The sequence below is a fragment of the Streptomyces sp. adm13(2018) genome, from assembly GCF_008042145.1.
Taxonomy (GTDB): domain Bacteria; phylum Actinomycetota; class Actinomycetes; order Streptomycetales; family Streptomycetaceae; genus Streptomyces.
In genome coordinates this window covers 1-10640 of sequence record NZ_RDBH01000035.1, presented here as the reverse complement: position 1 = coordinate 10640, position 10640 = coordinate 1, and the positions used below count along the sequence as shown (strand labels likewise).

Below are 10640 nucleotides of genomic sequence, written 5' to 3'. Positions count from 1 at the left end.
CTCCAGGGCGGGAGTCGGGGCCGCGTTCCCCGGCCGGTGGACAGCACGGGGAGACCCTCGGCGCGGCACCGGGGGCGCGTGGCTCGGACGGACGGCGGGGTGGACGGCGTGGACGCACGGCAGCGCCCGGCGCGGGCTGCGGGTGCCACGCCGTACAGAACAATTGGTTTAGACCATACTCGTTGTCAAGTGTCCTCTCAACGTGCAGAGTTGCACGTGACGGCCTTCCGGCTTTGGTCTAGACAACATGGGACGGGCTGTCCTAGTGTCCCCCTGCGCAGTCCGGCCGCGGGGCTGTCGGGCGGCCCGCCGTCCCTGCGCTCCGCGGTCGACGGCGACCGCGTCCACGGGCGTTCGCCCACATCGCGGTTCCACGCCCAGAGGGAGCGGTTTCCATGAGCACAACCGGCGCCACCGTCCTGCCGGACGGCGGCCTGAAGAGTCCGGGTCCGGGCCTGGTCACCATGGACCCGGTCCACACCGCGCTCCTGCGCGGCCTCGACGCACTCCTCACCGGTCTCGCCGCCCGCCTCTCCGCACCCGAGGTCCTCGGCCCGCCCCTGCTGTCCGTCCCGGGCCTCGCCCGGCTCGACTTCTTCCGCAACTTCCCCCACCTCGGCGTCTCCGCCGGCCGCTTCGCCCCGGACGCGCTCGACGGACTCGCGGCCGGCGAGACGCCGGAAGAACTGCCGCTGAGCCCCACCGGCTACCTCCTGCCGTCCGCCACCTGCTACGGACTGCTGCTCTCCCTGGAGGGCCGGGACGTCGGCGAGGAGGGCCTCCGCCTCTCCGCCACGGGCCGCTGCTTCCGCAACGAGACCCACTACGACGGACTGCGCCGGCTGTGGGGCTTCCACATGCGCGAGGTCCTCTACCTCGGGACCAAGCAGGGCTCGGTCGAGCACCTGGACAGCGGCGCCGCGTTCATCCTGGAGACGGCCGGACTCCTCGGACTCGAACTGACCCGGGCCGTCGCCGACGACCCGTTCTACGACAAGGGCGGCTCACGGGCCCGGCTGATGGCCCTCGACCCGGTCAAGCACGAGTTCTGCGCCCCCGACGGCACCGCCATCGCCTCCGTGAACCGGCACCGCAACTTCTTCGGCGAGCGCCTGGACATCCGCGCGGGCACCGAGGGCCCGGCGTACAGCGCCTGCGTCGCCTTCGGGGTCGAGCGCTGGATCCACGCGATGATCCTCGCCCACGGCACCCCCGAGCGGGCGCTCGAACGGCTCGAAGCCGTCCGCGCCTGAGCCGGCCGGCCCGCCCACCGAGCCCCCGGGCGCCCCCGAACCCCGTACCCGTACCTGATATCCGTACCCGCGCGACAGCTGTGAACAAGGAGCGACCCCTCCCCATGGAACGCATCGCCGAGTGGCTGCACGAGAAGAACCCCGGCCTCGACGGGCCGATCGCCCCCGACGAGGACCTGATCGAGGCACGCCTCATCGACTCGATGGACTTCCTGGAGTTCATCGACCTGCTGGAGGAGCTCTCCGGCAGCGCCATCGACCTCCAGGAGGTCACCATCGACGACTTCCGCACCCTCGGCCGCGTCCGGGAGCGCTTCCTCAGCGCCGCCACCGGCTGAGCACCCGATGCCGGACGGCCCGGACCGGGGCGGGGACGCGGCGCTGGCCGTCGTGGCGACCACCCCGGAGGTGCTGGCCCACCCGGAGCTGGACGAGGCCCTGCTGGCCCCCTGGGAACGGCGCCGCCTCGACCGGATCCGGCTGCCCGGCCGCCGCGCCGACGTCCTCGCCGCGCGCCTCCTCGTCCGGCTGTGCGTCACCCGCGCCACCGGTCTGCCGCTGGACACCCCGGACTTCGCCCAGCGGTGCCCCGGGTGCGGCGGGGAGGGCCACGGCCGCCCGTACCTGCGCGGCCGCCCCGGCACCGGTGTCAGCCTCAGCCATGCCGACGGCCTGGTCGCGGCGGCCGCCGGACCGGGCCCGATCGGCATCGACGTGGAGCCCTCGACCCGCCGCCCCGGCCCCGCGCACGTCCTGCGCCGCCTCCTCCCCGAGGCCGGCCTCGGGGAGGGCGCGGCGGAAGGGGCGGCGGAGGGCCCGGCGCCATCGGACGGCCCGGAGCTGCTCCGCCTCTGGGTCCGGGCGGAGGCCCGGCTGAAGGCGGGAGGCGGCCGCGGGGTCGACGGGACCGACGGGGCCGGTCCGGGCGGCCTCCGCCTCCTGGAGTGGACGGACCGGCCCCGCGCGGCCGTCGCCGCGGTGGCCGCCACGACGGGGGTCGCGATCACCTCCGTCTGAGGCACCCTGTCCGAGGCCTCCGCCGGGGGCTCCGTCCGAGGTCTCCGTCCGACGCCTTCGCCGGAGGCCTCCGTCCGAGGCCTCCGGGCGCCCGCTCCCCCCATCGGCACCGCCGATCGGCGGAGTTCGCGGCCCCGGGCCTGCGTCCTCACGGGCCGGGGCAGCCGCGGGTGGTAGGTCGGTGGGATGCAGCCAGGCACCTCACCGACGGTCACCGTCACCCCCCTGCTCCGGACGGCAGCCGCGTACGCGTGGCGGCTGCTCGTCGTCGGCGTGCTCGTCTACAGCCTGTTCGCGGTGCTCGGACGCTTCCACGAGATCGGCGTGGCCCTCTTCCTCGGACTCGTGATCACCGCACTGCTCAGGCCCGTCGCCGACGTCGTCGCCCGGGGACTGCCCCGGCCGGTCGCCGTCGCCCTCACCCTCCTCGGCAGCATCGCGCTCGTCCTGGGCGTGCTCACGCTGGTCGGCGAGGCCGTCGCCGGGGAACGGACCACCCTCGTACGCGAGTTCCGGACCGGAGTCGGCCGGATCGAGGACTGGCTGGAACAGCCGCCGTTCCGGCTGAAGCCGGGAGTGCTGAGCGACCTCCAGGCCAAGATCGGGGACTTCCTCACCAGCCACCGCTCGACCCTCGTCAGTACGGCGGTCAGCGGGGCCCACCAGGTGGTCGCCGTGCTGACCACGCTGGCCCTCGCGGTCTTCTCCGCGGTGTTCTTCGTCCACTCCGGAGACCGCCAGTGGGCGTGGTTCCAGAAGCAGCTGCCCGGGTCGGTCCGCGACCGGGTGGCGGCCGGCGGGCGCGCGGCCTGGCGCACCTTCACCGGCTACACCCACGGGATCGTCCTCGTGGCGGCCGTGAACGCGGTGCTCGTCGGCGTCGCGCTGTGGCTGCTCGGCGTCCCCCTCGCGGTGCCGCTCGCCCTCCTGGAGTTCGTCGCCGCCTTCGTGCCGCTGATCGGCTCGCCGATCGCCCTGGCGGTGGCCGCGGTCGTGGCGCTGGCCTCGAAGGGCCCGCTGGTGGCCGCGATCGTGATCGGTCTGATCGTGGTGATCGGCCAGATCGAGGGGCACCTGCTGCACCCGCTGGTGATGAGCTGGGCCGTCCGCCTCCACCCGCTGGTCGTCGCGATCTCCGTCGTCGCGGGCTCGATCGCCGCCGGCATCGTGGGCGCCGTGGTGGCCGTCCCGCTGGTCTCGGTCGTCTGGTCGGTGCACACGGCGCTGCGGGACGCCCGCACGGCGGCGAAGACCGATGCCGCCGCCACGCCATCCGGTCCCGACCCCGACGGCACCGACCCGTCCGACCTCCACGCGGACGGCACCGACCCGGACGACCCCGGCCCCGAGGCGCCGAGGTCCGGCCCGCAGCCCCCGATCGCGTGACCGGGCGGGGGAGGAGTCGCAGTCGGGGTCGGAGTCGGGGGTGGCGCCGGGCGGCGAACTCCCGTTCCGTCACGAGGTCTTGCGCGGGGCGTCCCGCCTCTCTACTCTCACGGCCCAATGGTTAGGAATATTTCCTAACCATTGGCCATGGAGGGAAAGGGAGTTGTCATGCGTCGACGAAGCGTCTCGCTTCTCGGACTCGCGGGTCTGCTGGCGGTGCCCCTGACGGTGCTGCCCCAGGCACAGGCCGCCGACGGTCTGGTGTCCACCGGCAAGGCGGTGACGGCCTCGTCCGTCGAGACCTCGGCCCTCGGGCCCGGACTCGCGGTGGACGGCAGCGCGGCCACGCGCTGGGCCAGCCTCGAAGGGGCGGACCCGCAGTGGATCCGCATCGACCTCGGGGCCGTCCACACGATCTCCCGCGTCAGGCTCGACTGGGAGCAGGCGTACGGGAAGACGTACCGGATCCAGACCTCGGCCGACGGCTCGACCTGGTCCGACGTCTACTCCACGACGACCGGCGACGGCGCCACCGACGACCTCGCGGTCTCCGGCAGCGGCCGCTACGTGCGCATGTACGGCACCGGCCGCGGCACCGCGTACGGCTACTCCCTCTGGGAGTTCGAGGTGTACGGCGCGCCCACCGGCACGGGCGGCGACGGGGGAGGCACGGCCGTGCCCTTCGGCAGCCACCTCAAGCCCTACGCGGCCGGCACCCTGAAGCCCTCCGGCTCCCAGGCCGGCCTCGACCAGAAGGTCGTCGACTACTACAAGCGCTGGAAGTCCGCCTTCGTCCGCCAGAACTGCGGCAACGGCTGGTACCAGATCATCTCGCCCGACGCCGACCACCCGTACGTGGCCGAGGCACAGGGCTACGGCATGGTCGTCGCCGCGACCATGGCCGGCGCCGACCCCGACGCCAGGAAGATCTTCGACGGCCTGGTCAAGTGGAAGATCGACCACCCGTCCTCCGTCAACCCGAACCTGCTCGCCGCCGAGCAGGACACCGCCTGCCGCAGCGTCAACGGCGGCGACGGTGCCACGGACGGCGACATGGACGTGGCGTACGGGCTGCTCCTCGCCGACAGGCAGTGGGGCAGCACCGGCACCTACAACTACAAGGACCTCGCGCTCAAGCACATCGCCGCGATCAAGAAGGACGAACTCAACCCGACCACCAAGCTGCTGAAGCTCGGCGACTGGACCAGCTCCGGCGACCAGTACTACTACCTCTCGCGGACCTCCGACTGGATGATCGACCACTTCCGCGCCTTCCGCACGGCCACCGGCGACACCACCTGGGACGCCGTGCGCACCGCGCACCAGACCCAGATCTCCCGCCTCCAGTCGACCTACGCCTCCGGCACCGGTCTCCTCCCCGACTTCGTCGTGAACACGAACACCACGCCGAAGCCCGCCCCGGGCCAGGTCCTGGAGGACCCCAACGACGGCGCGTACTGGTGGAACGCCTGCCGTACCCCGTGGCGGATCGCGGACGACGCGGTGACCAGCGGGGACGCCACCTCGCTCGCGGCCGCCCGGAAGCTCAACGGCTGGATCAAGACGAAGACCGGCGGCGACCCGAACAAGATCGCCATCGGCTACAAGCTCAACGGCACCGCGATCTCCTCGGGCAGCGAGGCCGCGTTCTTCGCCCCGTTCACGGTGGCGGCGATGACCGACCCCGGCAGCCAGGCCTGGCTGGACGCCCTGTGGAACAAGATGGTGGCCACCCCGATCGACACCGGCAGCTACTTCTCCGCGAGCATCCAGCTCCAGGTGATGATCACGGCCTCAGGCAACCACTGGGTCCCGTAGCGGCACGGACAGCGCCCTGAGGCAGTCCGTCAGGGCCGCCGTGGTCGCGGCGAGCGGGAAGCGGGCCGCGAGCTGCCCGTCGGGGCGTACGACGAAGCCGGTGGCGCCGTCGGGGAGGTAGATCCGCGCGAACTCCCCGGCGGCGTCCCGGTACGCGGGAGCGCCGACGGCGGGGACGGAGTCCGGCTCCGCGTCCCGGGGGAGCAGGGCGACGACCTCCAGCGGCAGTCGCTCGCCGGCCGCCGCCCGCGCCGCCGCCACCGCACGCGACAGCCCGGTCGCCTCGGCCCCGTACAGCAGGGCCACGTGTCCCGGGCGGTCGCGCAGGACGTCCAGGAGACGCCTCGGGTCGACGGCGATCGGTGTGCTCAGCCCGCCGCAGTCCGGGGCCCGGTCCCCGGGCTGCGGCGCGTCGACCGGCCCGTACGGGGCGCCGGCCAGCGGGCCGTCCCGGTAGCCGACGAGCAGCTGGGCCTCCCGGAGCAGCAGGGTCGTCATGTCGTCCCGGTCCGCCTCCATCCCGCGGGTGGCGTGCCGGACCGTACGGCCGACGACCTCCTCGCCCACCGGACGGCGCTCCGCGTCGTAGCTCGCGAGCAGCCCGGGGCCCGCCTCGCCCCGCACCACGAGGGCGAGCTTCCAGGCCAGGTTGGCGGCGTCCTGGATGCCGGTGTTCATGCCCTGGGCACCGGTGGGCGGATGGATGTGCGCGGCGTCGCCCGCGACGAACACCCGCCCCGTGCCGTAGCGGCCGACGACGCGGTGGCTGATCCGGAAGACCGACGACCAGCGCAGGTCGGAGAGCCGGGCCGGGCCCGGAGCCAGCCGGTCCACCACCGCCTGAAGCTCGGACAGCCCGGGGCCGGTCCCGCCCTGGAGGCCGTGCGCGGGACCGTCCGGGGAAGCGCGGCTCCCGGCCGGACCGGCGAGCTCGGGCGGCACCTTCATCGACATCCGGTAGCGGCCGGCGCCGGGCAGCGGGATGCAGACGAGGACGTCGTCGAGCGTCCCGTCGTCGGTCCGGTGCTCGGAGCGGAGCGCGTACCCGGCGGGCAGGTCCCAGTCGGCGTCGGCCACGACGTCGCCGAGCATGTACGCCTCCGGGAACGCGCCGCCCTCGTACGACAGGCCCAGGGTCTTGCGGACGACGCTGTGCGCCCCGTCGCAGCCGATCAGATAGGGGACCCGCAGCTCCTCGGTGAACCCCGACGCGCCGCGCAGCAGGGCGGTGACCCCGTCGGAGTCCTGGACGAACGACGCCAGCTCCGTGCCGCGTTCGATGCTCGTCCCCAGCCCGGCGAGGTACTCCTCCAGGAGCCGCTCCGTCTCGTACTGGGGGAGCGCGGCGAAGCCGTACGGCACCTCGGGCGGCAGCGCGAGCGCGATCCGCGCCGACTCCGCGCCGTTGACGAAGACGAGCTGGCCGCGCATCGGGACCGCGGCCTCCAGGACCGCGCGGACCAGGCCCATCCGGTCCCACAGCTCCAGGGTGCGGGGCTGGATCCCGACCGCCTTGGCGTACGGCAGCCGGGCCGGCAGCCGGTCGACGATGCGGCAGCGCACGCCGTGCCGTCGCAGCTCGGCCGCGGCGCTGAGGCCGACGGGACCCGCGCCCGCGATGAGTACGTCGGTGGTGGTGCCGGTGTGCGCCACGGATGCCTCCAGTGCCGGCCGCTCTCTCGCCAGGTCCGTCCTCCATGGTCACCCGGGGCTCCCGGTTCGGCGAGCCGTGCGGGCCGCCGCTGTCCTCTCTGCGCGCCCCGCCTCTGCGGGCCCGCGGCCCGGGATCGGCGGGCCCGTCGCGCGCACCGGCCGCCCGGAACCGGCCGCCCGGAACCGGCGGGCCGCCCCGGGCGTCCCTCCCGGGCATGAGCGAGAATCCCGTCCCCGCCCCGGATGGCGCCCGCGCGTACGACGGGGACGGCGACGAGGGGGACGGCCCCGACGACGGTACGGCCCAGGGGGCAGTCGGCTGCCTGCTCGCCCTCGTCGGGGGCACCGCCGCCGGGGTCTTCGCCCTGCCCCGGGCGGCGTACAGCATCGACGGAGGGTTCGAGGCGGAGGCGCGGGACTGGAGCGTCATCCTCGTCGAGCTGCCGCTGGTCCTGCTCCTCGGCCTCCTGCTCCCGCCCCTCGCCTGGGCGGCGGCGACGCGGTGGCTCCGCCCGTGGGCGGCGCTCCTGGTCTGCGCCGCCGCCCTCGCACTCGGTCTCTGGGGCGTCGCGGCCGTCTGGCACCCGCGGCAGCCCCCCGGTCCGGTGGAGGGGCCCGGCATCTGACGGCGGCGGGTACGGCGCCGGACGGCGGATCCGGGGGCGCGCCGACAGAACGACGCACCCCTTCCGCGCCCGCGCGCCCCTCCGGCCGGGCTCAGTGCTCCACGATGCCCCGGATCACGCCGAGGTCCAGGAGGTCCCGGGGGCACAGCCCGAGCTGGTCGGCCGTCGCTGCGGACTCCTCCGGGGGACGCTTGAGGATCGACGCGGCCGCCTCCGGGGCGATCACCGAGAAGTAGCTGTCGGGGGTGGCCCAGAGGTGGCCGGGGGCGGCCAGGGCGAGGGCCCCGCCCGACCCGCCCTCGCCGATGAGGAGCGAGGTGACGGGGACCCGCGCGGTGGCGACGGCCGCGAACAGGTCGGCGATGGCGGGGCCCGCGCCGGCGTGCTCCGCCGCCGGGTCGTTGGCGGCGCCCGGCGTGTCGATCAGGGTGAGGACCGGGATGCCCAGCCGGTCGGCGAGCCGTACGAGCCGGGCGGCGGTGCGGAAACCGGCCGGGCGGGTCGCGGTCCCGCACTGCGCCGCGTACGCGACGGTGCCGCCGCCGGGGACCCGTCCGAAGCCGCACCGCATCCCCGGGTCGACCCCGCCCGCGCGGTCGCCGGAGATCTCGGCGCGGCCGGACAGGTGCGCGTCGAGGTACGCGGCCGCGCGCGGGCGGGCGGGGTGCCGGGCCCGGGCCACCGCCTCCCGGCCGCTCGCCGAGGGCGGCGCGTCCGGGTCGCCGAGCGCCCGCGGCGCCGCGGGCCGGCCGGCGGCGGGCCGGGTCAGCAGGGCGAGCCAGCGCCCGAGGACGTCGCGGAGCGCCCCGGGGGCCACGACCGCGTCGACGTGACCGTGCGCGAGCTGCGCCTCCGCCGTGTACGCGGCGGGGTCCGCGTCCGGCGGGCGGACCCGGGACCCGGCGAAGCCGACCTGGGCGCCCGGCAGCGCGAGCACCACGTCCGAACCGGCGCCCAGGGTGGCCCAGCCGCCCCCGGTGGTCGGATCGCGCAGGACGGCGATCTGCGGCAGCCCGGCGGCCCGGGTGAGGGCCGACTCGCCGGCCAGGAGCTGGAGTTGGAGCAGGGCCCGCATGCCCTCGTGCATCCGGCTGCCGCCGGTGGCGGGCAGCACCACCACGGGCAGCCGCTCTGCGCGGGCGTGCGCGTGGGCGGCCGCGGCACGGGCCCCGGTGCGCTCCCCGAGGGAGCCGCCGAGGAAACCGAACTCGAAGGAGACCAGGACGACCCGGACCCCGCCGATCACCCCCGTACCGCAGACCACCGACTCGGTCTCGCCGGTCCGCACGGCGGCGCGCGCGTGAGCCGCCGAGTAGCCGGGCCAGCCCAGCGGACCGTCGTCCGCCAGGGGCCCCTCCGTGAAGACGAACTCGGTGAAGTCGTCGCCGGCGACGAGGGCGATCGCCCCACGTGCCGTCGTCGGGTCGCTCATCCGGACCTCGCAACTCGTCGACGAAGGAAAGTCCCCGGCAAGCCCCGCACCCCATCCACCGGGCCCGAACCCACCGGTACACCGCCACCCTAGGGGGCGGCGTCCGTCCGGTCCGCCCCGCCCCACGGGCGACGACGACAGTGCGACGCCCGGGCCAGGGCCGTGCGCAGCAGCCGGACGTACGGGCTCCAGCGGGCGGGCCGGGCGGTCGGCCCGGCGCGGTCCAGGCCGTCCTCCACCAAGGCGTCGTGGAGCGGGCGGTAGAGGAGGGGCCAGGACAGGCGGGCCGCTCCCGTGGTCCGCATCGACAGCGTGTGCCGCAGAAGGGTGCGGTGCGCGTCGACCGGGACCACGGCGAACTCGTGGAAGCCGTGGAATCCGGGCGGCCCGGTGAAGTCGAACCGCACCCGCACGCCGGGCTCGTAGGCGCTGACGGTGTACCGGATCGGACCGTGCCCACCTGCCGATCCGGGCGACAGCCCGCGGTCGAGCCGCATGGCGGGCCAGTGGTCCGAGGGCCAGAGCCGGTCCGCGGGCCCGGCGGAGAGGGTGTCGAGCAGCTCACCCACAGCGTCGGCGCCCCCCGCGACCAGACGTTCGTGCACATTCAGGACGGCCATGTGTCTCCCCAGGACAGAGGTCGGACTGTATTAGAGATATCCCTCCAATATGGAATTGGAGGGTACTCTCCGATTCATGGCCCGGCCACCCCGTTTCGACAGCGACCAACTCCTCGACGCCGCAGTCCGCCTCGCCGCGGACGGCGGGCCCGCCGCCGTGACCATGTCCGCGGTCGCCCAGGCGGTCGGCGCGCCCAGCGGCTCCGTCTACCACCGATTCGCGGGACGGCCGGCGCTGCTCGCCGAGGTCTGGCTGCGGACCGTCGAGCGGTTCCAGGAGGAGTACGCGCACTCCCTCGACCAGGAGCCCGACCCGCACCGGGCCGCCCGCGCGGCCGCCCGGCACGTCGTCGCCTGGAGCCGGGCCCACCCGCGGCAGGCCGCGCTCCTGCTGCACGGACCGGAGGAGTTCGGACAGGCCGACTGGCCCCCCGAGCACCGGGAGCGGGCGGACGCCGGCAACCGCCGCACGCTCGCCCGGCTGGCCGCGCTCGGCACGGCCCTCGGCGCGACCGGCCCCCAGGACCGCGAGCGGATCGCCCTCGCCGTGATCGAGGTACCGCTGAGCGTGGTCCGCCGCCACCTCCGCGCGGGCGAGACCCTCCCGCCCTACGCCGAGGACCTCGCCGAGGACAGCGCCGCCGCGCTGCTCGACCGCCTCGGCTGACGCCTGACCCGAAAGACGGGCCCCACGGGGCCCGGCATGATCGGCGAGCCACCCCTCACGCCGGCGTCCGACACCCGTCCGCCCCGCGACGGCAGGCCCCGGCGCCGGGCCCGCGGGCGTCGGGCCGCCCCGGCGTCGGGTCGGCCGGCCCCCGAGGCCCCCGCAGGC

The 10640-nt window shown here is 75.3% G+C and carries 10 protein-coding genes; 7 read left to right on the top strand and 3 right to left on the bottom strand.

Annotated elements, in window-relative coordinates; genetic code table 11:
* The first annotated feature begins 395 nt into the window (after window positions 1-395).
* From EAO70_RS02995 to EAO70_RS02975, 5 genes are all read left to right on the top strand, one after another.
* Window positions 396-1253, top strand: coding sequence for a hypothetical protein (locus EAO70_RS02995; protein WP_148001477.1), 858 nt, complete (start codon window positions 396-398; stop codon window positions 1251-1253).
* 104 nt (window positions 1254-1357) lie between these two features.
* Window positions 1358-1591: an acyl carrier protein gene (locus tag EAO70_RS02990; protein ID WP_148001476.1), complete on the top strand. Its 234-nt coding sequence runs from the start codon at window positions 1358-1360 to the stop codon at window positions 1589-1591.
* 7 nt (window positions 1592-1598) lie between these two features.
* Window positions 1599-2270, top strand: coding sequence for a 4'-phosphopantetheinyl transferase family protein (locus EAO70_RS02985; RefSeq protein ID WP_148001475.1), 672 nt, complete (start codon window positions 1599-1601; stop codon window positions 2268-2270).
* A gap of 186 nt (window positions 2271-2456) precedes the next feature.
* Window positions 2457-3656, top strand: coding sequence for an AI-2E family transporter (locus EAO70_RS02980; RefSeq protein WP_148001474.1), 1200 nt, complete (start codon window positions 2457-2459; stop codon window positions 3654-3656).
* 168 nt (window positions 3657-3824) lie between these two features.
* A complete protein-coding gene (locus tag EAO70_RS02975; protein WP_148001473.1) occupies window positions 3825-5474 on the top strand; it encodes a glycosyl hydrolase family 8 in 1650 nt (549 codons plus the stop codon).
* Here EAO70_RS02975 and EAO70_RS02970 read toward each other — a convergent pair.
* Window positions 5451-7127 carry an FAD-dependent monooxygenase gene (locus tag EAO70_RS02970; RefSeq protein ID WP_148001472.1) on the bottom strand — a complete coding sequence of 559 codons (1677 nt, stop codon included), beginning with the start codon at window positions 7125-7127 and terminating at the stop codon, window positions 5451-5453. The two genes, EAO70_RS02975 and EAO70_RS02970, sit on opposite strands and share 24 nt — an antisense overlap.
* A 215-nt stretch (window positions 7128-7342) precedes the next feature.
* On the opposite strand from EAO70_RS02970, the gene EAO70_RS02965 reads away from it, so the two are divergent.
* Window positions 7343-7753 (top strand): hypothetical protein, encoded by a 411-nt coding sequence (locus EAO70_RS02965; protein WP_261992613.1) that lies wholly within the window; start codon window positions 7343-7345, stop codon window positions 7751-7753.
* A 91-nt stretch (window positions 7754-7844) separates the two neighbouring features.
* Here EAO70_RS02965 and EAO70_RS02960 read toward each other — a convergent pair whose 3' ends face one another.
* Together EAO70_RS02960 and EAO70_RS02955 are read right to left on the bottom strand one after the other, a co-directional pair.
* Window positions 7845-9185, bottom strand: coding sequence for a carboxyl transferase domain-containing protein (locus EAO70_RS02960; RefSeq protein ID WP_148001470.1), 1341 nt, complete (start codon window positions 9183-9185; stop codon window positions 7845-7847).
* An 89-nt stretch (window positions 9186-9274) separates the two neighbouring features.
* On the bottom strand, window positions 9275-9805 hold the full coding sequence (locus tag EAO70_RS02955) for an SRPBCC family protein (protein ID WP_148001469.1): 531 nt from the start codon (window positions 9803-9805) through the stop codon (window positions 9275-9277).
* A gap of 76 nt (window positions 9806-9881) precedes the next feature.
* On the opposite strand from EAO70_RS02955, the gene EAO70_RS02950 reads away from it, so the two are divergent.
* Entirely contained in the window at window positions 9882-10472 is a 591-nt protein-coding gene (locus EAO70_RS02950) for a TetR/AcrR family transcriptional regulator (protein ID WP_148001468.1), read from the top strand.
* Window positions 10473-10640: the final 168 nt, after the last annotated feature.

Coding starts and splice junctions, on each gene's coding strand:
- EAO70_RS02995 (WP_148001477.1), top strand. CDS start 396: ATGAGCACAACCGGCGCCACCGTCCTGCCGGACGGCGGCCTGAAGAGT.
- EAO70_RS02990 (WP_148001476.1), top strand. CDS start 1,358: ATGGAACGCATCGCCGAGTGGCTGCACGAGAAGAACCCCGGCCTCGAC.
- EAO70_RS02985 (WP_148001475.1), top strand. CDS start 1,599: ATGCCGGACGGCCCGGACCGGGGCGGGGACGCGGCGCTGGCCGTCGTG.
- EAO70_RS02980 (WP_148001474.1), top strand. CDS start 2,457: ATGCAGCCAGGCACCTCACCGACGGTCACCGTCACCCCCCTGCTCCGG.
- EAO70_RS02975 (WP_148001473.1), top strand. CDS start 3,825: ATGCGTCGACGAAGCGTCTCGCTTCTCGGACTCGCGGGTCTGCTGGCG.
- EAO70_RS02965 (WP_261992613.1), top strand. CDS start 7,343: ATGAGCGAGAATCCCGTCCCCGCCCCGGATGGCGCCCGCGCGTACGAC.
- EAO70_RS02960 (WP_148001470.1), bottom strand. CDS start 9,185: ATGAGCGACCCGACGACGGCACGTGGGGCGATCGCCCTCGTCGCCGGC.
- EAO70_RS02955 (WP_148001469.1), bottom strand. CDS start 9,805: ATGGCCGTCCTGAATGTGCACGAACGTCTGGTCGCGGGGGGCGCCGAC.
- EAO70_RS02950 (WP_148001468.1), top strand. CDS start 9,882: ATGGCCCGGCCACCCCGTTTCGACAGCGACCAACTCCTCGACGCCGCA.